Here is a 23,858-nt window from a genome sequence, read left to right on the forward strand (position 1 = left end):
TTCGGGGCGCCGCTACTGTCGTATCACCTTCGCGTCACAGCGAGCGGGAGATGATCTCCTTCATGATCTCGCTGGTGCCGCCGTAGATGCGGTTCACGCGCGAACCCGTGTACATGTTCGCGATCGGGTACTCCATCATGTAGCCGTAGCCGCCGAACAGCTGCAGGCACTTGTCGACCACCTTGTCGGCGGTCTCGGCAGCGAACAGCTTGGCCATGGACGCGGTCGACGGATCGTTCTTGCCGTCGATGTACTGCTGAATCGCGTAGTCCACCAGCGTCTTGATGGCCAGCGCCTCGGTCTTGACCTCGGCCAGGGTGAAGGCGTTGTGCTGGAACTTGCCGATCGGGCGGCCGAACGCCTCGCGCTCCTTGGAGTAGCGCAGCGCCTCCAGCACCGCCGCCTCGGCCAAGGCCGAGCACAGGCTGGCGATGATCAGGCGCTCGCGGGCCAGCTGCTCCATCAGCTGATAGAAGCCCAGACCCTCCTGCGCGCCGAGCAGATTGGCGACCGGGACGCGCATGTCGGAGAAGAACAGCTCGCGAGTGTCCTGGGCGTGCTGGCCCATCTTCTCCAGCACCCGGCCGCGCTCGAAGCCCGGCAGATCCTTGGTCTCGGCCACGATGAGCGAGACGCCGGCCGCACCCTGGGACGGGTCGGTCTTGGCCACGATCACCAGCAGATCGCAGTGAGTTCCGTTGGAGATGAACGTCTTCGAGCCGTTGATGACGTAGTGGTCGCCCTCGCGGATGGCCGTGGTGCGCACCGACTGCAGGTCCGAACCGGTGCCCGGCTCGGTCATGGCGATGGCCAGCACCAGCTCACCGCTGATGATGCCCGGCAGCCACTTCCGGCGCTGCTCCTCATTGCCGTAGTGATAGACGTAGTGCGACACGATCGGCGAGTGCACCGAGAAGCCGAAGCCATTGTCGTGCGCGTAGACCAGCTCCTCCTGAACCACGGCCTGCAGGCCGAAATCGCCGCCCGCGCCGCCGAATTCCTCGGGCAGGTCCAGCCCGAGCAGACCGGCGTCACCGGCCTTGTTCCAGAACTCGCGATCGACCATGTGCTGCTTGGTCCAGCGCTCGCGGTTGGGCGCGGACTCCTTGCGGAAGAACTCCGCCGCGTGCTTGCGCAGCTCGCGGTGCTGGTCCGTCTCCCAGGTGGGGCGGTAGTCGGGGAACAGTACGGACATCGGTGTCACTCTCCGTTGTTGCGTCGGAAGCCGTTGAGCGGCAGGTCGTCCCGAGCGGCGATGACTTCGAGCTCGGCAATGGTCTTGTCGGCGAACGCCTTCCGGAAGGCCTCGGCACCTCGGGTTCCCCGGCGTGGCCGATGATCTCGATCAGCGAGAGCTGCGGGAACCGTTCCTGCGGCTGCGCCAGCCCGACGGACAGGGGCCGCATCGTTGGTTCCTCCATGCAGCGAACGATACAGTTGTATCGTAAGTGGGTCAATGATAAAGCCCGCTCAGCGCCTGACCGGGAACCGCTACGACTCGACGTAAAATCGGCGGACGCAATCGACGAGCTGAGGGGCGATGCTGAATCCACGAGCCACCAATGACGACCTGACCGCCAAGGCCCGTATCCGCAATGCCGCCATGGATCTGTTCGCCCAGTACGGCGACTCCCGGGTCTCGCTGCGCGCGGTGGCCGCCGAGGCCGGCGTCACCCTCGGGCTCGTCCAGCACCATTTCAAGACCAAGGACGGCCTGCGCGACGCCGTCGACAAGCTGGTCGTCGACTACTTCGCCCAGACTGTCGCCTCGATTCCCCCCACCGGCACGCATGTCGAAGTCGCGTCGGCCCGCGACGAAGCGGTCCGCCGGATGCTGCACGACAACCCGGCCGTCGTGAACTACATCCGCCGCTCGCTGCTGGAACCCTCGGAAACCCGGATCCACCTCCTGGACGCCCTCGTGGACCTGACCCGCAGCGAGGTCGCCGGCCTGCGGGAGGCCGGCCTGGCCTCCACCGACAAGCCCGAATCCGCCCAGATAGTCGCCGTCCTGATCCGCCAATTCGGCGAACTCCTGCTGGCCCCCATGCTCGACGCCGTCTGGGAACGCGTCTCCCCCGACAACCCCACCCGCCCGCGCCTGTCGATCACCGTCAGGGACTGAGCAATCGGAGCCGGACCGGGGCTCAGCGCAGGTGAGTCTCGAAGAAGGCGAAGATGCGCCGCCAGGCGTCCTCGGTGGCTTCCTCGTTGTAGCCGAGGCCCGCGACCCGGATGACCGGTTCGGCGGGGGTGAGGTTGGCGAAGGCGTGAGTAACGCCGGGGTAGGTCTTCACGTCGTGGTCGATGCCGTAGTCGGTCAGGACGCGTTCTAGTTTCGGGCCGCGGCCGGGATTGGCGGGGTCGAGGGCGCCGTAGCTGGCGACGATGGGGCAGGAACCGCGGAGTATGTCCTCGTAGTTGCCGCGACCGGAGGGATAGAACGGCGCCGCGGCGTCGAAACCCTTGGTGGCGGCCAGGAGTGCGAACCCGCCGCCCAGGCAGAAGCCGACCACGGCCACCCGGCCCGCGCAGTTCGGATCGGCGATGAGATGGGCGCGGGCGCTGAGGATGTCGTGAACGGTGGTGCCGTTCCCATTGGACAGCAGTTCCCGGATCACGCTCGGCACGCACCGAACCCGGCCGCGCGCGAAAAGATTCGGGACGATGGCGAAATACCCGTTGTCGGCCAGGCGGCCGGCGATGGTCCGCATGTCGTCGTTGACACCCACCATGTCGTGCACCACCACGACACCGGGCCAGGGCCCGGGTCCGGCCGGGGTGGCGACATAGGCGTCGATGGTGCCGTCGGGTGTGGTCAGTTGGATCGTGCTCACCGGTGAGCCCCCTCCGTCGGAGATCGAACTAACCGGGGCATCGTAGCGCGTCCCGGACCGCCAATCACGTACGTAATACCGTACGGGATAGGTAACATAGAAACGTGACACCTCGAAAGGAAGCCACTATGCGCGCCATGCACGCCACTGAAGCACGGGCCAACTTCTACGCGGTTCTAGATGCTGCCACCGAAGACAACGACGAAGTTGTCATCACCCGCAGTGGCGGCAAGGCGCCCGCGGTTGTGATCTCCCTGGCGGAGTACAACGCCATGAAGGAAACCGCCTACCTGATGTCCTCGCCCAAGATGGCCCGGCGACTGATGGAATCCGTCGCGGCCGTCGATGCCGGTGAAGTCGAAATGCACGAACTCGTCGACGTTCCGGAGGAGGAGACTCCACGGTGACCTTCGTGCGGTTCGATCGCAATGGATGGGAAGACTATTGCCACTGGCAGAAGCAAGACCGAAAGATGTTGCGGCGCACAAACCTTCTGATCGAGGACATTTGCCGGAACGGTAACGCTGACGGCATCGGCAAGCCCGAGCCTTTGCGGCAGAACCTTTCGGGATGGTGGTCACGGCGCATCGACCAAGAACATCGGCTCGTATACCGCGCTGACGACGACACCGTCACCGTGATCGCGTGCCGCGGACACTACGACGACTGACCAGGCTGAGCCGGGACTTCGGTTCGCAGCCCGTGGGCCGCTCCATCGGAGGTCGAACCGACCCCGGCATGTCGGCCGGCCGCCCAGATGGCCGGAATCGAACGGCGCGTCGGAGTTGGGCGCGGGCTGGGTCGAACGGTTGCCCGGCAGGCCAGGGACGGGAACAGTAAGCCCGGAATCGATCCCACCGGATTCGATCACACCGGATTCGAACAGAGGAGACATCTAGTGCGTTTCGGCATCTTCATCCCGCAGGGCTGGCGACTCGACCTGGTCGGCATCGATCCCGCCGCACAGTGGGGAGTGATGCGGGACCTGGCGCAGCGCGCGGATTCGGGGGACGTCTGGGAGTCACTGTGGGTGTACGACCACTTCCACACCGTGCCGGTCCCCACCGAGGAGGCCACCCACGAGGCGTGGTCGCTCATGTCCGCGCTGGCGGCCAGCACCACGCGCATCCGGCTGGGCCAGATGTGCACCGCCATGAGCTACCGGGACCCCGCCTACCTGGCCAAGGTCGCCGCCACCGTGGATCTCATCTCCGGCGGCCGGGTGGAAATGGGCATCGGCGGCGGCTGGTACGAGCACGAGTGGCGCGCCTACGGTTACGGATTCCCCTCCGCCGGTGTGCGATTGGGCCGCCTGGACGAGGGCGTGCAGATCTTCAAGCAGGCGTGGACCACCGGCAAGGCCACTCTCGACGGCAAGCACTACCAGGTCGACGGCGCGATCGTGCGCCCGCTTCCCCTGCAGGAGGGCGGAATTCCGATCTGGATCGCGGGCGGCGGCGAGAAGGTGACGCTCCGCATCGCGGCGAAGTACGCCCAATACACGAATTTCGCGGGCGATCCGGAGACCTTCACCCAGAAGTCGGACCTGCTGCGCGCCCACTGTGCCGCGGTCGGAACGGAATTCGACGCCATCACCCGGAGCTCCAACTTCAATACCCTCGTCGGCGCGACCGAGGCCGAGGTGCAGGACCGCCTGTCCCAGCTGGAGGCCCGCCTGACCCCCTTCGTCGGAGCCGAGGGCGCGGCCCAGCACGTGAAGGATCTGTTCCGTGACTCCCCCGCCGTCGGCACCCCCGAGCAGATCGTCGAACGGCTCTCGCGCGTCAAGGATCTCGGGCTGGGCTACTCCATCCACTACTTCCCGGAGACCGCCTACGACACCGCCGGCCTGGAGCTCTTCGAGCGCGAGGTCGTCCCCGCACTGCGCTGAACCCGAAAACCGCCCGCTGACACCGATGTCCGGGTCAGCGGGCGGCAAGCGGTGCATCGCCGGATCGGACCGATGGGTCGACACCCGATGCGCGGGTCGGGCCGGTCAGGGGGAAGCACCTGACACGGTGTCGCACGGCCGATCCGGCGAGCCGCCGGGTGGTCAGCGGGGCAGCGTCACCGGATCGGTGCAGCTGGCGGGGGCGTCGACCAGCGAGCAGGTCTTGGGCTCGCGGGTCGGGCGGTAGTCGGCGGGAACGCCGCCCGCGCGGGTGATCTCGGTGTAGGCCGGGACCGCGTCGGTGGGGCGGCGGGTGAGGGTGGGGTCGGTCAGGACGTCCACCGTGTAGAGGCCGAATCGCGGTGTGTAGGAGCCCCATTCGTAGTTGTCGGTGAGGCTCCAGTAGTTGTAGCCGATCACGTTCATGCCGTCGGCCTTGGCGCGCTGCACCCAGTAGACGGTATCGCGCAGGTCGTCCGCCCGGGTGTACCCGTCGTCGCGCGGCTTGCCGTTCTCCGTGGGTATGCCGTTCTCGACGATATAGAGCGGCTTGTCCGGGAAGGCGTGCGAATAGTGTTCCAGCGCATAGTAGATGCCGTCGGCCTGCAGCGGGTTGTGCCAGAGCTGGCTGATGTTCGCCGAACGCAGAGCGTCCGGGGACAGGCCGTAGTAGTAGTCGATTCCGATGTAGTCCAGCTTGGCGGCGATCTTGCCGATGAGCGGGGCGTTCACCGCGTCTTCCGCCGACGGGAGGTAGGCGACATTGCTGGTGACCAGCGCGTCCGGCTGCACCTGGTGGATGTAGTCGTAGATGGCGTTGTGCGCCTGCGCGATCCGGTCCTGCATGATCGGCACCGCGGTCACCGGCAGCGAGCCCATCCGGACCTCGTTGATCATGTACATGGCGGGCTCGTTGAACGTGACCCAGAGCGGATTGCCCGCCGCGTAGCGGTCCACGATGGTGCGCGCGTTGGCCAGCCAGTCGTCGACCATCCCCGCCTGATTCCAGCCGCCCCGATCCGCCTCCCAGCCCGGGTACACCCAGTGGTCGAGGGTCAGCATGGGCCGCATGCCCGCCGCCTCGATGGCCCCGATCACCCTGTCGTAGAAGCGAAGTCCGTCCTCGTCCCACACGCCCGGCCGGGGCTGAACCCGCGCCCACTCGATGCCGATCCGGTACACCTTCACGCCCAGCTGTCTCGCCAGCTGGATATCGGACTCGTAGCGGTCGGCGAAGTCGATCGAATCCCCGTACGGGTCATCGGTTTTCCCGGAGGCGGCGTAGCGGGACCAATTGCTGTCCGGCGCATGCCCTTCGGACTGGAAGCCCGAGGCCGCCACGCCCCACAGGAAGTCCGGGCCGAGCGGCGCGATCCTGGCGGGCGGTTCCGGCCGGGCGAAGGCCGGGGCCGCACTCGCGGTGAGGGCGGCGGAGGCGGCCAGGACGACCAGGGCGAGGTTGCGGCGGCGGAATCGCATGGGCAAAACCGTACAGCGCTCGGTTTTGGTGGACAAGCAACTCTCAGAGTCCGCTTAAACTCGACCGATGGCGAAACGAGGCCCCTACGGGAAAGGCATCGAACGGCGGGAGCAGATCCTGGAGGCCGCGCTGCACACCATTGCCGAGCGCGGATTCCTGGCCACCTCGGTGGCCGAGCTGGCCGAGGCGGTCGGCCTGAGCCAGAGCGGGCTGCTGCACTACTTCGGCTCCAAGGAGGAGCTGTTCGTCGCGGTCCTGCGCAAACGCGACGAGATCGACGTGGCCGCCATGGGCGACCCCACGCCCGAGGCGCTCATCCAGCTCATTCGCCGTAATACCCAGGTGCCCGGCCTCATCGAGCTGTTCACCCACATGCAGGCGGCCGCCGCCGATCCGAACCATCCCGCCCACGAGTACATGCGCCTGCACTACGAACTCGGCACCGCCGGCTTCGCCGAGCTCATCCGCGGCATCCAGCGGGCGGGCGGCATCCCGGAGTCCGTCGACGCCGAGGTGATGGCCACCGCGTTCATGGCCCTGGCCGACGGCCTGCAATCGCGCTGGCTCATCGACCCGTCCATCGACATGGAGTTCTATCTCCGGCAGTGCTGGACCCGGTTCACCGGCATGACGTTCACCGGCGACTGACCGATCAACGCCGCCTCAATGACTGCCCGCCAGCGTCAGCGCGCAGATCAGCGCCGACGTCGCCACCGAGACGCCGGTGACCGACGCCTGCTGGTGGTGGACGAGAAATTCACCGTCTCCGGTGAATACGACAACTTCCGCGAGGGCCGCCTGGCGACCCGGTTCTCGGCTCTGCAGCCCGACATCGACTTTCAGCTGGATCGCTTCGACCGGCTCGAGGCCCTGCACCGGCGCGGCCGAGCCATCGGCATCAATGCACTGATCGCGACCCCGCCGTTGTCACAGTTCGCCCATCTCGACACCGGCGATTGCCGCACCCTGTTCCGCACCGCCCTCGAAAACGCTTGGGACAACATCCCTTCCATCTGGCCCGGGGGCCGCGCTGTACCCCAGGATCGCGGTGGCCGCGGCCGCACCGTACGCACGACTCGCGACATCCGGACGCACGGACGGGAAGTTCGAGCGATGTATCACGGTGACGTTGTTGGCCAGCGTCACCGTGCCGTCCACGCGGGTCACCACGCAGTTGCCACCCGACTTGGCCGTCAGATCGACCACCACCGCACCGTTCGGCAACGCCGCCAGACCCGACCGGTCCAGCAGCACCGGCGCGGCCGTCCCGCGCCGTCCGGCCGCGCACACCACCAGATTCGGACGGACCGAACGGATGTAGTCCGCGACCCGGTCCGGATCGGGATCGAGGAGAAAACGATTCGCGCCCCGAGCCGACGCGGCGGCGCGCTGCTCGGCACGGCGGCCGATGGCGGCCGGTGACGCGTCGCCACAGCGAACCGCGGCGTCGATGGCGGCGAGCCCGGCCTGCCCACAACCGATGATCAGCGCACGCACTACACAATCCGGATCCTGCTCGCGTAGGCGCTCACGCCCCTCGCGGTAGGCCACCTCACCGGCGATCCGGCTCATGGCGGTCAGCGGATCGAGGTGAGCCGTCTCGAGATCCGGTGGCATGTGCTCGAAGCCCACCGACTCCACCCCGTATTGGCTCAGCCGGTGAATGGACCGGCGGCGTTTCACCGGATCCTGGAATCCGAGTAGTAGTTGCCCGGTCCGGGTCGGCATCGTATCCAGGTCGTAGGCAGGCGGTTTCACCCAGGCGACCAGGTCGGCGACGGCGAAGACACACTCGGGTCCCGGCACCACCGAGGCGCCGGCGGCCCGATAGTCGGCGTCGTCGAACCGGGCCCACCGCCCGGCATCCTGCTCCACCACCACCTTCAGCCCGCTGCGGACCAGCGCCGTCACATCATCCGGCGTGGAGGCGACACGCAATTCGTGGGCGGCGGTTTCGCGCAGCACGCCGACGGTGGAGACACGCGGGGACCGCGCCGGAATCCGCCGTTCCAGCAGGGCGCCGGAATACGTCATGCCGGCGTCGATCCGCTGGAGCAGCCGCTCGATACGGTCGAACAACTCGACGACCAGGTCCGGACCCACCTCGCCGGTGGCGCGCCGGGGCGTTGTCACATTGAGCCGCACGCCCATTCGATGCGATCCGGTGCGGTCCAGCGCCACGCAGTCGATACCGGCCGCCATCAGCAGCAGGTCCTCCAGGTCCGCGCTGGATCGCACCGCCGCCGCCGACATCACCCCGGCATCGAATTCGATGGTGAGGAACATGCCGTCCCGGCTGCCCAGCGGCCGCAGCAGTTCGGTGCCGAATCCGGCATTGATCCCGGCCGCCAGCCGACGCGCGGAATCCATCCGCTCCCGCAGCAGCACGCGGTTCCGGATCAGGTAGCCGTCCGAGGTGCCCTCGATCGTGGCACGGGCCAGATGCGTGGTCTCACGCTGGAAGGCGACACGCAGCCGCTCGCGCACCCGGGCCAGCCACTGCTGGTCTCCCGAACAGGCCGCACCCAGCTTGCACGGCCCGAAGGCGTTGAACGCCTTGGAATTACCGGTGATGCTGAGGACCCGGTCATACAGGCGGACCTGACCATCGGCCGTCGGGACGACGATCGACGCAATCGGGATGTGCCCCTCGACCAGTAGGTCGAACGACATATCGCAGATCACCGGTACATCAGCGGCGACGAGCACCCGGCCGATCTCGACCAGCTGCTCGACGGTGTAGTCGGCGACCACCGGGTTGCCGGGCAGGGTCAGCAGGACTCCGCACAGGTCTCCCTGCGCCGCATGGTGTTTCAGGGTTCGCTCGAGCGATACCGGGTCGATCCGGAAGTCGCTCCCTGCGGTCACACAGCTGGTCGCCATCCGCATGCCGAACTTGGCGATGTGCCCGGCCACGCTCTTGTAGTAGCCCTCCGGGCAGACCAGGACGCCACCGGGCCGAGCCAGCGTGGCGATCGCCTCCTCCAGCAGAACGGTGCTCGAGTAGGGGCTGACGATCACCTCGCCGGGATCGATATCGACTCCCGGCATTCCGTCGATCGGTTGCGATATCCGGGCGAACAGCCGCTCGGCAGCCAACCGGCGCAGAACCGCCGGCTGCTTCTTGGCGTAAGGCGACCCGCCCCGGCCGTCGGTGAGATTTCCACCGCCCGCCGCGCCATGACCGGCCATCACCTCGGCCCATGCGGAATTCAGGGCCGCCGTGGCGTTCCGGTCCATGGGCAGCCCGGTTTCACCGTGATACGCGTCGATGATCCCGCGATAGATCCGGCCGTTCGTCCCGGCGAACCGGCTCTCGCTGTCGAGGTAGTTCCGCGCGAGATGCTTGCGCTGGTCGGAACGGTCCGCCACGTCGACCGGGTCCAGCGGCGGCGACACCGCGAACCCTCGGCTCATCTGGGCGCGCCTTCAGATCCGGGCTGCTCGTCGCTCCACGCCTGACGCAGGGCCGCACGGAAACGGTCGCGGCAGTCCTCCTGGTCCAGGTGCTCGAACCGAATCAGTCCCGTCCGCTCCACGAGATCGTTGACGACGAGCGCCATTCCGTCCGCCCTGAGATCACGGAGGTGCTTGAACTTGCGGTGGGCGGTCTGGACGTCGTGCCAGAGTGACGAGAATCGGCTGGAGTCACGCTCGCGGCGGCGGAAATCATAGTCGCCCGCGAGCACGTAACTGTCGTCGACGATGAGCATGCCCTGTGCGTTGGGAGCGAACTCCCGGTTCACCAGGGTGGTTTCCACGTTCGCCTTGACCTGTTGCCAGAGCTTGTCCTCATAGGGCGTCACGTTCACAACGTCGTCCAGCACATAGACACGTTGCACCGACACACCGGCTCGGGCCTTGGCGAGGATCGCCCGGTGATATTCGACGCCGACATCGCCGCCGATCGCGCCCAGTTCGGCGGTGTGGATCGCGCAGATCCGCTGCTGCGCGCGATCCAGCACGGTCAGCCAGTCCAGGACCGTATTCCACTCCGGCACAACGACACTGCCCGAGGGAATCTGCACCAGCACCTCCTCGGCCCGGACCAGCTGGCGCTCGGCGATCTCCCGGAGCGGCACGAGTTGCGCACCCATGTCATCGAGGTTGGACAGACTCTGGGCGAGCGCCAGGACGCGGGCGGCCAGGTCGGGCTTCTCGGTCGAGAGGATCTCGAAGCGGATGCGCAGGTCGCTGATGACACGCTCGGCCTCGGTCTCGTCGTCGAGGCCGGGCAGGCGTTCGCCCAGGGCCGCACTCAGCTTTTCGCGCTGAGGGCGGGGTGGAATGCGTTTGCCGTTCTCGATCTGTTGAATCAGACTGCGCGAGCAGCCGACCCGATCGGCCAGCGCCTCCTGGGTGAGATTGCGTTGCCGGCGGAGTCGCTTGACTGCCGCGCCGATCTGCTCGCCGTCCGAGGCCGAGCCAGACATGCTCGTCTCCCATCATGATCCGCATTGCTCAGACGTGTCACGCGAAGCCCATCCTAAGCACGATGTGTCATCTTCGCCATCGCAGATCTAGCACGAGTCTGCCGATTCTTTTACAGGTCAGGCTAAACGGGCGAAACGACCATGGCGGATATCTGCTGGGCCCCCAAATCTGTGATTCGGATGCGGCAACGATCAGCGCCCCAGCACCCAAACCGCTTGATATCTACGATATCCGAGATACATGTACGCCTATACGCTTATTTCTAAGCAACAGCTGCTTTTTCGGTATCGGACTTGAGCAATTCTTCTGGCTATGTGCCATCGAAGCACTCCAGTATCCTTGTTGCTACAACCACTCTTCGAGGAGGTTCCCGACCTCATGGCCCTCGAATTCACACCCTGGACCGTCCGCAGCGACAAAACGCCCGAGATGGCCGTTCGCACAACCCTTTCCACCGACAGCTGGATGCTCACCTGGCTCCCGGATCGATTGCTCACCCAGGAAGCGGCCTGCCGCGGCCTGGTGCTCGACGAGATCCTGAGCGATCCGAGTCCGGACGATCCCGATCAGGCGCTGGCGGTGGCCGAGCTGCTGGCCGCCGAGCTGGACCTCACCCTGCGCGAAGTCGTTGTGCTGCTGTGGGTTCGGTCCGCACAGCGAGACCTGCGCACCGAATTCACACCGGCGCCGCCGCACCCGGTGGCCCCGGTCCACAGCTGATCGGTGAATCCGCTGACCGGCACCACCTTTCGAGATCCCGGGGAGGAGATCTCCATGACCACCGATTCCACCCTCCGATGTTCGCGCTGCGGCTGGACCAATGCGCACGATGCCGGCGCCTGCCGGGGCTGCAGGCGGCCGCTCGGGCAGGTCGCGGCGGTGCCGCTGCCGACGGCCGGGTATCGGAGGTCCGGTTTGATCGGCACGATCACCTCGCCGCCGCGACCGATGGAAATGCCTGCGCTGCAGCCCTTGTGGTTCGTGGGCACCGCGGTGGCGCTGTTCGGCGAGGGAATGCTCCCGCTTTCGCGGGCGGCGATGGCGGTGACGGCGGGAGGGGTGGCCGTCACCGCCCTGCTCGTTCACCTGGCGGCCCGGCCCCGGATCGGCCCGCTGGCCCGGCTGGCCGGGCGCTGCGCGCCGGTACGCCGGTACCTCGGGATGCGGGTCGGTATCACCGATGATGCGGGGGCCCACTGGGTTCTGCATTTCCTGCCGCTGTTCGGCACCGACCTGCGCCTGGGGGATCCCGCGTTCGCCGACGGCCACGAGAACCGGTTCGGGGAGTTCCGGGCGCTGACCGTCACCAATATCCGCACCGGCAACCGGCATTTCAGCCGCTGGGCGACCGGCTCGATCGCCGCCGCGACCAGCGTGGTGCTGGTCGGGCTGATGCTCGGGACCGCTCCCGCCTGATCAGGCGCCCGCCCGGGCCGCCGCCGGTAGCGGCGGCACCACCGCGGGGTCGGAAAGGACTGCGCGGCGGGCGAAGCCGAGGGCGCCGGTGAGAATCCCGTTCTCGCCGAGGGCCGCCGGGGTGACCCGCAGGGCCAGGGCGGGCGCGAGAGCCCGGCGACCGGCCAGGCGGGACTCGATGGCCGGGATCAGCCAGCGGAACCAGTCGCTCAGCAGGCCGCCCAGGACCACTTCGTCGGCGTCGAGGAGCGCCGTGATGGACAGGATCGCGGTACCGAGGGCCCGGGCGGCGTTGTCGAGCGCGGCCACCGCGCGCGTATCGGCCCGGCTCAGCAGGGCCAGCAGTTCAGCCTGAGCGGGCTGCGAACCCTTGCGACGCAACAGTTCCCCGAGTCCGGCGGCCTCGAACACCGCCTCCGGGCCCGCGAAGCAGACCAGACAGCCGCGGGCGCCGCAGACGCAGGCGGGGCCGTCCATGGCGACCGGGATGTGCCCGGGTTCCCCGGCGATGCCGTGGCTGCCGGTGTGGATGCGGCCGTCGAGGACGACGCCGCCGCCGATCCCGGTGCCGGCCTCGATCAGGACCAGTCCGCGCGAATCATGCTGCAGGGCATGGAACTCGGCCAGGGCGGCCGCATTCGCGTCATTGACCACGTCGATCGCGACGACAGGCGCGGGCAGCCGGGCGGCCACCAGAGCACGCAGGCGCACGGGTTCCATCCATCCGAAATCCGGTGCTACCACGACGGTTTGCGCCGCGTCGTCACGCACGGGTCCGGCCATGGCGATCACGACCCGGGCGAGCACCGGAGCGGGGTACGGGTCCGAATCCGTTTCGGCGGCGGCGAATCCGGGTAAGGACGTCTCGATGCGGGCGACGACGGCGGCGACGGCGTCCGCCATGGCCTCGGGCGTTCCGGGGGCCAGGTCGTGCGGCACGACCTCGCGGTGCACGACGGCGCCCGCGAGATCGGAGACGGCGACACGGAGATGTTCGGAGGTGATCTGGATCGCGGCCACCGCGGCGCGGCGCGGTTCGAGGCGAAGCGGCCGGCCGGGGCGGCCGCGGGTGCCGGAGCGGAGGACGTCGTCCTCGCGGAGCAGGCCGCGGTCGGTGAGATCGGCGACGAGGGCGGTGACGGAACCGTGGGCGAGGCCGGTGGCGGCGGCCACCTCGGTGCGGGGGCAGGGACCGTGGTCGGCGAGGTGACGCAGGACCAGGCCCAGATTGCGGCGGCGGATGGCGGCGGCATCGGTGGGCGGGGGTGCGGGATCCACGGGGTTGAGATTAGGGTGTCGGTTAATTATTTCAAGTGTTGACGTAAATAATGGATCAGAGGTTGGCATGGCCGCGGAACAGATCGGACGACGGACCCTCCTGCTCGGGGCAGGGGTATTGGCCGTGACCGCGGCCTGCTCGACCGGGAAATCCGGATCGGACCGGGCACGCGTGGCCGACACCGTCACCACCACCTCCGGGCCCGTCCGCGGCGAGCGCCGCGACACCGGTGTCGCCTTCCTCGGCATCCCCTTCGCCCAGCCGCCGATCGGCGATCTGCGCTTCGCCGCGCCGAAGAGCCCGGTCCCCTGGGTAGAGACCCGCGACTGCACGAAGTACGGTCCCACCGCGCAGATCAAACAGCTGTCCGAGGTGACCGCCATCCCGGAGCCCTCCATCCCGGGCGACGGCATCCTCACCGTGAACGTCTTCACCCCGAACCCGGACCGGACCGCGAAACTGCCGGTGCTGGTGTGGATTCACGGCGGCGGCTTCGTGGCGGGCAGCCCCGCCAGCCCGTGGTACGACGGCGCGGCCTTCAATCGCGACGGCGTGGTGCTGGTGTCGGCCGGCTATCGGCTCGGCATCGAGGGCTTCCTGCATCTGGACCACGCCCCCGACAATCGCGGGGTCCTGGATTGGATCGCCGCGCTCACCTGGGTCCGCGACAATATCGGTGCGTTCGGCGGCGACCCGGCCCGGGTGACCATCGCGGGCCAGTCCGCCGGCGGCGGCGCGGTGTGGGCGCTGATGAACACCCCGTCCGCGAAAGGCCTGTTCCGCGCGGGCATTTCGGAGTCCGGCGCGGTCACGCAGCCCAATGATCGCGCCACCGCGCTGGCCATGTCCGAGCTGTTCACCAAGCGCACCGGCATGCCCGCCACCGCCGCCGCGCTGCGCGACGTCAGCAAGGTGCAGTTGCAGGACATGGAGGACAGGCTGCGCGCACCCGGTCCGGACAGCACCGCCGCCACCCTGCTCGGCCTGGCCCCCTGGGCGGACGGCACGCTGATCCCCGCGACCAGCGCCGAGGTCCTGAAATCCGGTGCGAACCAGGATGTTCCGCTCATGATCGGCTTCACCGCGCAGGAGTTCAACGGCGCCTCGCTCAGCGGTGAACAGCCGCCGGTCACCGACGCCACGCTGCCGGTGGCGCTGGGCGCGCTCGGTTTCAGTGCCGCCACCACCGCCGCGTTCGGCCTCGCCTACCCGGGGATGAACGCGAATCAGCTTGCGGGACAGGCGCAGAGCGACGCCGTCATCCGCATGCCGTCCTACCAGGTGGCCGAGATGCGGGCCGGACGCAACCAGCCGACCTGGCTCTACGAGTTCACCTGGGCCTCGAATGCACCCAAGTACCAGGGCATGTCGTTCCATTGCCTCGACGTGCCGTTCGCCTTCGACCTGCTGGGGGCGCCGGGCGTGACCGCGGTGGCGGGCGATAATCCGCCGCAATCGCTGGCCGATGCCGTACACCGGGCGTGGGTGTCGTTCGTCAGCAACGCGGACCCGGGTGGCGGCTGGCCCCGCTACACTCTCGACCGGCGCGAGACCATGATCTGGTCCGATGCTCCGCACGTCCAGTCCGATCCATTCGCCGCACAGCGTCCGATCTGGCTGCGCTGACCCCGGAGGCTACCGTGTAGCGAAAGCCGGAAGCCGTACGCGTCGAGTCGGATAGGTGGTAGGCATGCAGGTGAACCGCTGGATCGCACCGGTCGCGGTGGGCGTGACGCTGGGGCTGTCCGCCGCACCCGCCGCCCACGCCGATCCCGGTGACGCGCAAGCCGCGCTCGGCGGCGGGTCCGGTCTGGTCCTGGGCCGCGCCACCAAATGCAGCCTGACCACCATCGGCTACGACGCCGCCGGGCGACTGGTCGGCTTCACCGCCGGCCACTGCGCCGAGGCGGGGACCCCAGTGCGCGGTGAGCAGTTCCCCGATGCCGGAGTGGTAGGCGTGGTCCGGGACGCCGACGAGCAACTCGACTATGCCGTCATCGAATTCGATCCGTCCGTGGTCACCCCGCTGCGCGCTGTCAACGGCAGCACCATCACCGCCCTCGCCCCCGCACCACCGGCGCTGAGCATCGTCTGCCAGAACGGCCGCACCAGCGGCCACGCCTGCGGCGTCGTCTTGGCCTCCAGTCCCGTGGGCTTCCTCGAACAGGCCTGCTCCAGCTACGGCGACTCCGGCGGCCCCGTCACCCGCGGCGACCAACTCGTCGGCATGGTCTCCGCCCCCTTGATCAGCGACACCCGCGCCATCCACTTCAGCTGCACCAACGCCGACAACCCGGTCCACACACCGGTCATCGCGGTAGCCTTCGACACCGTCCGCGCGGCCGTCGACGCAGGCAAGGGCGTCGGCAGCGGCTTCCAGCCGATCTGACCTCCGGCCTATCCGGCGAGCACGTCGAGCGCCCGGTCGATGTCCGCTTCGGTGTTGTAGAAGTGGCAGGCCAGCCGCAGTCGCCCGGCCCGCAGGGCGCCGACGATACGCGCCTCACGCACCCGCTCCAGGGTCTGCTCCGGCACCTCGATCGACACGATCGCCGAATTGCCCTCGGGCAGGCCGAGTCCCTTGCGCAGCCGGTCCGCCAGCGCCACATCGTGCCGGTGAATGGCGTCGATACCGACCCCTTCGATCAGCTCCAGGCTCCGCCGCTGCCCGATCCATGCGGGCCACACCGGCCCGACATCGAACCGGCGCGCGTCCTCCGCCAGCCGCAACGGGCCGTCGTAGACGGTCTCCCAGGGGTTGTACCCCGCGTACCAGCCGGCGGCGACGGGGCTCAGATCATCCAGTGCCGCAGGCGTTCCGGCGAGGAACGCGGTGCCCTTCGGACCGAGCAGCCACTTGTAGCCGACACTCACGATCCAATCGGCCCCGGTATCGCGCACCGGCAGCCAGCCGGCGGCCTGGCTCACGTCGAAGAGCACCCGCGTGCCGTGGGCACGGGCGGCGGCCACGGTCGCCGCCACATCCAGCACCGCACCGTCGGCGGACTGCACCAGGGCGGCGGCCACCACATCGTCGCCGGGCCGGATCGCGTCCGGCAGGTCCGCCAGCGGCACGACCCGCACGTTCACGTCGGTCCGGACCAGGAAAGGCCAGAGCACCGAATTGAATTCGTGCTCGGGCACCAGCACGTTCGCGCCCGGCCGGAGGCTCTGCGCCACCAGCCCGACCAGTTGCGAGACCTGCGCGCCGGCCGCCACCTGGGCCGCCTCGAACCCGGTGAGCCGTCCGAACGCGGCCCGGCACGCGTCGACGTGCGCGTCCACGCCGGGGATGTCGAACTCGCCGTGCATGCGCTGTTCCTCGGCCGCGATCACCTCCGCCACAACCGATTTCGGCAGCAGGCCGTAACTGGCCGCATTCAGGTAGGTCGTCGTGGGCGCGAACTCCTCGCGCACCATGGCCGGGAACGAAGGCGGAGTGGTGGTCATTCCACCATCCTGCGATCCGCCGGCGGTGCGCGAAAGGGCCAGCGGCCGGATCACTGGCTTGATCGTGAATCCGGCGGCGCGGGAAAGGGTCAGGCGGAACGGGATTCGGCAGGGGTCGGGGTGGACTGGCGGGTGCTGCGGCGGAAGCGCAGGACGCCGTCCTCCAGCGGGGCCTTGCGAAGCATGGCGCGGTCGCGGAAGTAGTTGTTGATGACCTGCCATGGGCCGCGGGTGCCCTGGCGGGGCATGACGCCGTCGCCGCGCTGGATGTAGCCGGAGGTCAGGGCGCCGCCCATGAGGGACGCCTCGGAGCGGTCGCCCTCCTCGGGAATGGCGACGACCTCGGTGAATCCGTTGTCGCGCATGTGGTTCAGCAGGCGGCAGAAGTACTCGGCGGCCAGATCGGCCTTGAGGGTCCAGGAGGCGTTGGTATAGCCGAGGATCACCATCATGTTCGGGACGGTGCCGAGCAGTGCGCCCTTGTAGGCCACCAGATCCCGGGTGGCGAGCGCCTCGCCGTCCACCTCCAGCTCCGCGCCGCCGAGCATCTGCACGGTGAGACCCGTTGCGCTGACGATGATGTCGGCCTCGAGTTCCTCGCCCGAGGACAGGCGGATGCCCTTCTCGGTGAAGGTCTCGATGGTGTCGGTGACGATGGACGCCTCACCCTTGCGCAGCACCCGGAACAGATCGCCGTTGGGCACCACGCACAGGCGCTGGTCCCACGGGTTGTAGCTCGGGGTGAAGTGCCTCATGTCGATATCGGGCCCGACCTGCGCGCGCACCGCGGCCAGCATGAGCTTGGCCGACAGCTTGGGGTTGGTGCGCGAGAGCTGGTAGCTGGCCCGCTGCAACGCGATATTGCGCGCCCGGCCCGCCTTGTAGGCAATGGCGGCAGGCACTCTCGCGAACTTGAAGCCGACCGCGACCGGGTCGTCGGCTGGCAGCGCGGCGATGTAGGTGGGCGAGCGCTGCAGCATGGTGACGTGCGCGGCGTCATTGCTCATGGCCGGGATGAGCGTGATGGCGGTCGCGCCGCTGCCGATCACGACCACGCGCTTACCACGGTAGTCGAGGTCCTCGGGCCAGTGCTGCGGGTGCACGATCTGCCCGCCGAAGTCCTCCTCGCCGGGGAACTGCGGCCGGTAGCCCTTGTCGTAGTCGTAGTAGCCGGTGCAGCCGACCAGGAAGTTGCTGGTGTAGGTCTCGGTCTTGCCGGTGCGCTCGTCGAGCACCTCGACGGTCCACCCGCCCTCGTCGCTGGACCAGGCGGTCTTGGTGACCTTGCGACCGAAGCGAATGTGGTCGGTGACGCCGTATTCGGCGGCGGTGTCCTCGATGTACTGGCGGATGTGCGGTCCGTCGGCGAGCACCTTGGTGCCGTGCCAGGGCCGGAAGCCGTAGCCGAAGGTGTACATGTCCGAGTCGGAGCGGATGCCGGGGTACTTGAACAGGTCCCAGGTGCCGCCGATGGCGGTCCGGCGCTCCAGGATCAGGTAGCTGCGCCCGGTCTGCTCGCGGGTCAGATGGCAGGCCATGCCGATTCCGGACAGACCTGCCCCGATGATCAGTACGTCGACATGCCGCGTCATTGAGGTTCTCGCTTCTCGTCGCGCCCGGACATCGGCGTCCGGACGCACCGAGTATTACATGTTATTTACGGTAACGTCTACTGTCGCGGGCGGGCGGGAACCAAAGCCCCCGGTCCACGCCCGTCACCCTCGTCAGGCCGCGCGGACCTGACCCGGGCGATCCGGTTCCGAGCGGTACCGAGTGGTCGCGCCGTCGATGCCCAGCGCCTTCCACACCTGCTTGGAGACCGGATTCATCAGCCCGATCTTCTTGGCCAGCGACCGCACGTCACCGAAGAAGCCCGCGAAGGCCTCCCTGGAGTCGGGCAGCCCGAAGAAGACGTCCTTGTGGACCGAGCGCGGAATCCCGAATTCCCGGAAGAACGCGCGCGGCGGGACGAGGATGGCCCGCCCGCCGATCCACAGGGCGATCGGGAAGGCCAGCGACAGCACGAATCTGTCGATCGGATTGGCCTGCGGCACATGATGTTCCAGGAACTCGTGGGCGAAGGAGATGTGCCGGGCCTCCTCGGCGATGTGGATCGCCATGACACCGCGCATGATCGGATGAATATCCTCACCCGCGCGCAGAATCGCCTTCTGGATGTGGTCGATCGGCTCCTCACCGGAGAGCACCGCCATGAAGAACAGGTTCGGGAAGACCGAGGCGAGCGGCGGCACCAGATGGGTGAGCTGCTTGAGGATCGGATTCATGCCCGGCACATCGATCCCGATGCGGTTCACCATCTCCTGGAACATCAGGGTGTGGTTGCACTCCTCGATGACCTCGTGGGTGCAGTACCGGAACTCCGGTGAGCCATTGGGCAGTTTGAAGGTGTGCTGCACCATGCCGCCGATGAGCAGCGTCTCGAACTGCAGCCCCACCTTGGCGATATTGGCCTGGCGCCACAGCCCGATGGCGATCTTGCGCGCCTCGGACTGCGCCTGATACCACGGATGCCGGGCGAACATGTCACCCGAAACCGGCAGGATCCACCGCTTGTCGTCGGTCTTCACCACGAAATCGGGGTGATCCCAGTCGATATCGGTGAACGGATCGAAATTCTTGTCGACCGAGCCCTGCGAGAGCAGCATGAGCTTCTCGGCATACTGCCGGGCGAGTGCGACCGCGGGGTCGTCGGCCGTCATGGATGCTGACGACATTGTCAGAGCCTCTCGGGAAGTGACCTATGTATCTGTTTCCCATAGTTACGCCTATATTGGCCTGTCGTCAACAGGAATTCGCCCGCGCTGCCCGCCGCCTCGGGGCCCTAGGTGCGCGAGCACATAGGGTGGGTCCATGCTCGACACCCTGATCCTCGGCCTGCCGGCACTGCGCCCGCTGCCGGGCTACGACCTGGGCAAGCGGTGGCCGCGCACAAACACTTATTGCCAGAACCTCGGCGTGAGTCCCCAGGCTGCGAATTCGTCGATGACCTGATCCCGCAGCGCGGCGCGGTTCGGGAAGCGGTCCGGGTCAGCGCCGGTGATCGCGAGTGTGACGGTCTCGCCGTCACTCGACCAGGACAGATTCAGCCCGACCTCGAGGCGGCGGAAGAGGTCGGTCTCGCCGGTGCAGACCACCGGGCGCATGAGGACCGAGCGGGCGCGGACACCGGCGATGGTGGCGACGCCCTGCCCGGTCTCGCCCAGATTGGTGCACAGGCATTCCGGGGCCTTGGCGGTGCGGGAGAAGTGGGCGAGCACGATTCTGGGCAGCATCATCTGGACCGGTTGCAGGTGCTGCAGGGCCGGGGTGGTAGCCGGATCGGCATAGGCGCGGGCGGCCTGTCTGATGAACGCGCGCACGCCGCGCAGGTCGGTGCGCTCGCCCTTGCGGTAGGGCACGGCGATCGGGAGGCCGGTGGTGGCATTGCCGCGCGGATCGTCGATACCGCGCCGGGAGTGGGGAATGTCGACGCGGACCACCGAGTCGTCGGCGATCCGGCCGCTCGGACCCAGGATGCCGACCGCTACGCCGACCATGAGTCCGTTGGCGGTGCCGTCGTGGGCGGCCGCGACGGAATTCCATTCGGCCGCATCGACTTCCAGGACCAGGTCGGCGGCGGAGTACCGGTCCGGCAGCGGCAGCAGGGGTGCGGCCGGGACCGGCCGGCCGGGATCGAAATGGAGTTGCTCGCCGGTGCCCGGTTTCTGGGATCCTGGGCTGGTGAACGCAGGGGAAATCACCGTCGAGTTCGCGCCCGAGCTGCGCGTGTTCGTCGGTCAGCGCGACGGCTCGCCGGTCCGGGTGGACGGCACCTCGACGCTGGGGCATGTGGTGGAGTCATCGGGTGTGCCGCTCACCGAGGTGGGCGCCCTGCTGGTGAACGGGGAACCGGTTGCGGCCGGTCATATTCCACGCGGCGGCGAGAGCGTCACGGTGGCGGCGGTGGCCCGTCCGCAGACCAGCCCCGAACCGCTGCGCTTCCTGCTCGACATCCACCTGGGCACCCTGGCCCGGCGGCTGCGCCTGCTGGGGATCGATGCGGCATACGAGAATCCGGATATCGGCGACGCCGCGCTGGCGGCGCGCTCCGCGGCCGAGCACCGGGTGCTGCTCTCCCGCGATCGCGGCCTGCTGCGCCGCCGCGAAATCTATTCCGGTGCTTATGTTTACAGCCACCAACCGGCGGAGCAGCTGGACGACGTGCTGTCCCGCTTCGCCCCGCGCCTGGCCCCGTGGACCCGCTGCACCTCCTGCAACGGCACACTGCGCCCCGCCGACCGCGAGACCGTCCGCGACCACCTGCCCGACAGCACGGGCCAGACCTACGACTCCTTCGCCCAGTGCGTCGACTGCGGCCAGACCTACTGGAAGGGCGCGCACCACGCCCGGCTGGACGCCATCGTGGCGGACGCACTGGCCAAATTCGCGTGACCGAGAACACTGCCCGCGTACCCGTCGCCGATCATCGGCATGGTGACCGGGCGGGGTCGGCGGTCCAGGGATCCGCGATCAGCGGGCGCGGGCGGCTGCCGCGGCCGCGTCGAGGCGGGCGCCCAGGGCCTTGACCTGGTCGCGCAGCGTCTCGATGTCCTCGATCGGGACGCCGACCAGGTCCACCACGGTGCGGATCATCTGTTGTGCGCCGTGCTGGAGGTCGCGGCTGGCGTCGGTGGCGTGCAGCACCACCGCCCGGCCGTCGGTGGCGCTTCGGACACTCTCGACCAGGCCCCGCGACTGCAGTCGCTGGACCAGGGGCGAGAGCGTGCCGTAGTCGAGATGCACCTGTTCACCGAGGTCCTTCATGGTGATGCCGGGCCGTTCCCACAGCGCCAGCAGCACCAGGTACTGCGGGTAGGTCAGGTTCATGTCGTCCAGGAACGGCCGGTAGGCGGCGGTCATGGATCGCGACGTGGAGTACAGCGCGAAGCACAGCTGGGCATTGAGCGACAGCAGTGCGTAGTCGATCTCCTCGTCCGCTCCGGCCCGTTGCCCGTCGGGTGCGGAAGGCGGATGTTCGTGCATTACTGCACTGTACTGCGGACCGTGGCGAGCACGGCGTCGGTGGCCGCGCGATCGCCCACCGTGATGCGGATACCGGTGGGATAGGTCTTGACGTGGATGTCCGCGCCCGCCAATGCGGTTGCCACCCGATCGGCCTCGGCGCCGGACAGGGTGAGGTACGAGAAGTTGGCGTAGCTGTCGGGAACGCACAGGCCGAGCTCGCGCAACCCGGCGGTGAGATGAGCGCGATGCTCGCCCAGTACCGTCACCCGGGCCGCGATCTCGTCCTCCGCCTCGTAGCAGGCCCGCACCGCCACCTCGGCCAGCGCGGTCATGCCGAACGGCAGCTGCCAGCGGGCGATGCGCTCGATGAGCTCCGGTGCACCGAGCGCGTAGCCGACCCGCAGGGCCGCGAGGCCGTAGGCCTTCGAAAAGGTGCGCAGCACGAGCAGATTCGGGTACCGGTCCAGCAGGGCGAAGACATCGATGCGGTCCGCCTCGGCGACGAAATCCACGTAGGCCTCGTCCAGGACGACGGTGACCGCCGCCGGGATCTCGCGCAGGAAGTCCTCGAATTCCCCTGCCGGCACCAGGGTTCCGGTCGGATTGTGCGGACTGCAGACCACCAGCAGCCGGGTCCGCTCGGTCACCGCCGCGGCCAGCGCCGCCAGGTCCTGGCGGCCCGCGCCGGTGAGCGGCACCGTGACGGGCCGCCCGCCCGCCATGCTGGTCAGGATGGGAAACCCGTCGAAGGTGGGCGTCGCCATGACGACTTCGGCCGCGCCGGAACCGAATTCCTGGACGATGTGCATGATCACGCCGGTCGCGCCCGCGCCCACCACGATGCGATCGGGGTCGCAGCCGAGCCGGGCGGCGATCAGCCGCGGCAGCCGCTGCGGCAGGAATTCCGGATAGCGATTGGCCGAGGCCAGGGCGGCGCTCAGCGCCTGCTGGACCGAGGGCGGCGGTCCGTAGGGAATCTCGTTGAGCTGCAGCCGATGTCCGGCCGTGATCAGCGGACTCATCGCGGTCGGCCCCTCAGCGCCCGCCCCAGCGGACGGCGGCGGCCCCGGCGAAATCACCCGCGTGCGCGAAGCCCGCGAACATCACCAACGACCCGGCCGGCACCCGGCCCTCGTCGACCGCCCGGTCGAAGGTGACGGGAATGCCCGCGCCGAACAGGTTTCCGCAGTCGTCGAAGGTGTCCGGGTGCCGTTCGGGCGGCAGTTGGAGGGCATCGCGCCAGTTGCGCAGGAAGGCGCGGTTGGGCTGATTGGTGACCAGCAGATCCAGCTCCTGCGCGGACACCCCGATGCGACCGCACACCGCGTTCGCCACCTCGGGCACCAGCCGGTTGCCGCGCTGCAGCACCTTGGCGATCTTGGATTCGGTGAAACCCACGTGCATCTCGCCGGATCCGGCCTCCCAGTAGCGGCGCGGCGGGTCGGCGATGACGGTCATCTGCCCGGCGAACTCCGGCAGGTGCCGGGTCTCGATATCCAGGATCGGCGAAACGCCGGACTTCACCAGCAGCCCCGCGCCCGCGCCGTCGCCCGGAATCGCGGCCTGCGCCTTGCCGCGCACCTGCTCCTGGGTGAAGACCTGGCCCGCGACATTCTGGATGGTCACCACCAGGGCGGAGCGGGCGTCGGAGGAGAGCAGGATCTGGCGGGCCAGTTTCATGCCGTAGACGAAGGACGCGCAGCCGCCGTTGTGCAGGTCGATCAGCCACTCCGGCGCGATGCCCAGACGGGCGGCCACATCGCCACCGCTGCCCACGATGCCGATGTCCGGCAGCTGGGTGTGCACGATGAGAACATCGATGTCGCGCAACGCATCCCGGCCCTGCCGGGCCAGGATCGGGGCCACGGCGCGCTCGGCCATGTCGGCGGGCGTCTCACCGGCCGCGACGTGGTGGCGGAACTTGGGGGCCTTGAACATGAGGTTCGAGGTGACCTCGTCCGGATCCGCGTACTGCGCGAAATAGTCTGCGGGGACGATGGTCTCGGGCAGGTATCCGGCGACGTCGAGCAGGCTGACAGTGCTCAT

24 protein-coding genes are annotated in these 23,858 nt (G+C 68.4%); 10 read left to right on the plus strand and 14 right to left on the minus strand.

Going from position 1 to position 23,858, the window contains the following annotated elements; all coding sequences use genetic code 11:
* Positions 1 to 34 precede the first annotated feature (34 nt).
* Complete coding sequence (locus tag ACFXHE_RS30080) at positions 35 to 1,195, minus strand: acyl-CoA dehydrogenase family protein (protein ID WP_354841522.1); 1,161 nt, start codon at positions 1,193 to 1,195, stop codon at positions 35 to 37.
* Positions 1,196 to 1,540: 345 nt separating this feature from the next.
* On the opposite strand from ACFXHE_RS30080, the gene ACFXHE_RS30085 reads away from it, so the two are divergent.
* Positions 1,541 to 2,125 carry a TetR/AcrR family transcriptional regulator gene (locus ACFXHE_RS30085; protein ID WP_379387792.1) on the plus strand — a complete coding sequence of 195 codons (585 nt, stop codon included), beginning with the start codon at positions 1,541 to 1,543 and terminating at the stop codon, positions 2,123 to 2,125.
* A gap of 22 nt (positions 2,126 to 2,147) precedes the next feature.
* Here ACFXHE_RS30085 and ACFXHE_RS30090 read toward each other — a convergent pair whose 3' ends face one another.
* The gene (locus tag ACFXHE_RS30090) at positions 2,148 to 2,837 is read right to left on the minus strand and encodes a dienelactone hydrolase family protein (RefSeq protein ID WP_379387793.1); all 690 of its coding nucleotides are present in this window, start codon (positions 2,835 to 2,837) and stop codon (positions 2,148 to 2,150) included.
* 104 nt (positions 2,838 to 2,941) lie between these two features.
* Between ACFXHE_RS30090 and ACFXHE_RS30095 the strand changes: the two genes are divergently transcribed.
* The 3 genes from ACFXHE_RS30095 to ACFXHE_RS30105 all read left to right on the plus strand — a co-directional run bounded on the left by ACFXHE_RS30095 (position 2,942) and on the right by ACFXHE_RS30105 (position 4,728).
* Positions 2,942 to 3,244 (plus strand): type II toxin-antitoxin system Phd/YefM family antitoxin, encoded by a 303-nt coding sequence (locus ACFXHE_RS30095; RefSeq protein ID WP_379387794.1) that lies wholly within the window; start codon positions 2,942 to 2,944, stop codon positions 3,242 to 3,244.
* A complete protein-coding gene (locus ACFXHE_RS30100; protein ID WP_379387795.1) occupies positions 3,241 to 3,507 on the plus strand; it encodes a Txe/YoeB family addiction module toxin in 267 nt (88 codons plus the stop codon). Before ACFXHE_RS30095 ends, ACFXHE_RS30100 begins: the two co-directional genes overlap by 4 nt.
* 228 nt (positions 3,508 to 3,735) lie before the next feature.
* The gene (locus ACFXHE_RS30105) at positions 3,736 to 4,728 is read left to right on the plus strand and encodes an LLM class F420-dependent oxidoreductase (protein WP_379387796.1); all 993 of its coding nucleotides are present in this window, start codon (positions 3,736 to 3,738) and stop codon (positions 4,726 to 4,728) included.
* A 162-nt stretch (positions 4,729 to 4,890) separates the two neighbouring features.
* On the opposite strand, the gene ACFXHE_RS30110 is transcribed toward ACFXHE_RS30105, so the two are convergent.
* On the minus strand, positions 4,891 to 6,207 hold the full coding sequence (locus ACFXHE_RS30110) for a family 1 glycosylhydrolase (RefSeq protein WP_379387797.1): 1,317 nt from the start codon (positions 6,205 to 6,207) through the stop codon (positions 4,891 to 4,893).
* A 67-nt stretch (positions 6,208 to 6,274) separates the two neighbouring features.
* On the opposite strand from ACFXHE_RS30110, the gene ACFXHE_RS30115 reads away from it, so the two are divergent.
* The gene (locus ACFXHE_RS30115; RefSeq protein ID WP_379387798.1) at positions 6,275 to 6,856 is read left to right on the plus strand and encodes a TetR/AcrR family transcriptional regulator; all 582 of its coding nucleotides are present in this window, start codon (positions 6,275 to 6,277) and stop codon (positions 6,854 to 6,856) included.
* 15 nt (positions 6,857 to 6,871) lie between these two features.
* Here ACFXHE_RS30115 and ACFXHE_RS30120 read toward each other — a convergent pair whose 3' ends face one another.
* Genes ACFXHE_RS30120 through ACFXHE_RS30130 form a run of 3 tightly spaced genes read right to left on the minus strand, consistent with a single transcriptional unit; the run spans position 6,872 to position 10,641 of the window.
* Positions 6,872 to 7,084: a hypothetical protein gene (locus ACFXHE_RS30120; RefSeq protein WP_379387799.1), complete on the minus strand. Its 213-nt coding sequence runs from the start codon at positions 7,082 to 7,084 to the stop codon at positions 6,872 to 6,874.
* 51 nt (positions 7,085 to 7,135) lie between these two features.
* Positions 7,136 to 9,625 carry an aminotransferase class I/II-fold pyridoxal phosphate-dependent enzyme gene (locus ACFXHE_RS30125; RefSeq protein WP_379387800.1) on the minus strand — a complete coding sequence of 830 codons (2,490 nt, stop codon included), beginning with the start codon at positions 9,623 to 9,625 and terminating at the stop codon, positions 7,136 to 7,138.
* Entirely contained in the window at positions 9,622 to 10,641 is a 1,020-nt protein-coding gene (locus tag ACFXHE_RS30130; protein WP_379387801.1) for a helix-turn-helix domain-containing protein, read from the minus strand. The genes ACFXHE_RS30125 and ACFXHE_RS30130 overlap by 4 nt, the downstream gene beginning before the upstream one ends.
* A gap of 343 nt (positions 10,642 to 10,984) precedes the next feature.
* Here ACFXHE_RS30130 and ACFXHE_RS30135 point away from each other — a divergent pair, with 343 nt between their 5' ends.
* The gene (locus ACFXHE_RS30135) at positions 10,985 to 11,362 is read left to right on the plus strand and encodes a hypothetical protein (protein ID WP_379387802.1); all 378 of its coding nucleotides are present in this window, start codon (positions 10,985 to 10,987) and stop codon (positions 11,360 to 11,362) included.
* A gap of 54 nt (positions 11,363 to 11,416) precedes the next feature.
* Complete coding sequence (locus ACFXHE_RS30140) at positions 11,417 to 12,058, plus strand: hypothetical protein (protein ID WP_379387803.1); 642 nt, start codon at positions 11,417 to 11,419, stop codon at positions 12,056 to 12,058.
* On the opposite strand, the gene ACFXHE_RS30145 is transcribed toward ACFXHE_RS30140, so the two are convergent.
* A complete protein-coding gene (locus ACFXHE_RS30145; RefSeq protein WP_379387804.1) occupies positions 12,059 to 13,336 on the minus strand; it encodes an ROK family protein in 1,278 nt (425 codons plus the stop codon).
* A gap of 67 nt (positions 13,337 to 13,403) precedes the next feature.
* On the opposite strand from ACFXHE_RS30145, the gene ACFXHE_RS30150 reads away from it, so the two are divergent.
* Positions 13,404 to 14,963, plus strand: coding sequence for a carboxylesterase/lipase family protein (locus ACFXHE_RS30150; RefSeq protein WP_379387805.1), 1,560 nt, complete (start codon positions 13,404 to 13,406; stop codon positions 14,961 to 14,963).
* Between the two features lie 64 nt (positions 14,964 to 15,027).
* On the plus strand, positions 15,028 to 15,726 hold the full coding sequence (locus tag ACFXHE_RS30155) for a hypothetical protein (protein ID WP_379387806.1): 699 nt from the start codon (positions 15,028 to 15,030) through the stop codon (positions 15,724 to 15,726).
* An 8-nt stretch (positions 15,727 to 15,734) separates the two neighbouring features.
* On the opposite strand, the gene ACFXHE_RS30160 is transcribed toward ACFXHE_RS30155, so the two are convergent.
* The 4 genes from ACFXHE_RS30160 to ACFXHE_RS30175 form a co-directional block, all read right to left on the minus strand.
* On the minus strand, positions 15,735 to 16,787 hold the full coding sequence (locus ACFXHE_RS30160) for an aminotransferase class V-fold PLP-dependent enzyme (protein ID WP_379387807.1): 1,053 nt from the start codon (positions 16,785 to 16,787) through the stop codon (positions 15,735 to 15,737).
* Positions 16,788 to 16,876: 89 nt separating this feature from the next.
* Entirely contained in the window at positions 16,877 to 18,379 is a 1,503-nt protein-coding gene (locus tag ACFXHE_RS30165) for a flavin-containing monooxygenase (RefSeq protein WP_379387808.1), read from the minus strand.
* Between the two features lie 132 nt (positions 18,380 to 18,511).
* On the minus strand, positions 18,512 to 19,522 hold the full coding sequence (locus ACFXHE_RS30170) for a diiron oxygenase (RefSeq protein ID WP_379387809.1): 1,011 nt from the start codon (positions 19,520 to 19,522) through the stop codon (positions 18,512 to 18,514).
* A gap of 222 nt (positions 19,523 to 19,744) precedes the next feature.
* Positions 19,745 to 20,548 carry a hypothetical protein gene (locus ACFXHE_RS30175; protein WP_379387810.1) on the minus strand — a complete coding sequence of 268 codons (804 nt, stop codon included), beginning with the start codon at positions 20,546 to 20,548 and terminating at the stop codon, positions 19,745 to 19,747.
* Here ACFXHE_RS30175 and ACFXHE_RS30180 point away from each other — a divergent pair.
* Positions 20,529 to 21,239 carry a Mut7-C RNAse domain-containing protein gene (locus tag ACFXHE_RS30180; RefSeq protein ID WP_379387811.1) on the plus strand — a complete coding sequence of 237 codons (711 nt, stop codon included), beginning with the start codon at positions 20,529 to 20,531 and terminating at the stop codon, positions 21,237 to 21,239. The two genes, ACFXHE_RS30175 and ACFXHE_RS30180, sit on opposite strands and share 20 nt — an antisense overlap.
* A 78-nt stretch (positions 21,240 to 21,317) precedes the next feature.
* On the opposite strand, the gene ACFXHE_RS30185 is transcribed toward ACFXHE_RS30180, so the two are convergent.
* From ACFXHE_RS30185 to ACFXHE_RS30195, 3 genes are all read right to left on the minus strand, one after another.
* On the minus strand, positions 21,318 to 21,707 hold the full coding sequence (locus ACFXHE_RS30185) for a MarR family winged helix-turn-helix transcriptional regulator (RefSeq protein ID WP_379387906.1): 390 nt from the start codon (positions 21,705 to 21,707) through the stop codon (positions 21,318 to 21,320).
* 122 nt (positions 21,708 to 21,829) lie between these two features.
* Positions 21,830 to 22,834 carry a pyridoxal phosphate-dependent aminotransferase gene (locus tag ACFXHE_RS30190; RefSeq protein WP_379387812.1) on the minus strand — a complete coding sequence of 335 codons (1,005 nt, stop codon included), beginning with the start codon at positions 22,832 to 22,834 and terminating at the stop codon, positions 21,830 to 21,832.
* Between the two features lie 13 nt (positions 22,835 to 22,847).
* A complete protein-coding gene (locus ACFXHE_RS30195; RefSeq protein WP_379387813.1) occupies positions 22,848 to 23,858 on the minus strand; it encodes a 3-oxoacyl-ACP synthase III family protein in 1,011 nt (336 codons plus the stop codon).

Origin of the sequence: Nocardia sp. NPDC059229, from assembly GCF_042754165.1 — a bacterium.
In the GTDB taxonomy this organism is placed as follows: Bacteria; Actinomycetota; Actinomycetes; order Mycobacteriales; family Mycobacteriaceae; genus Nocardia.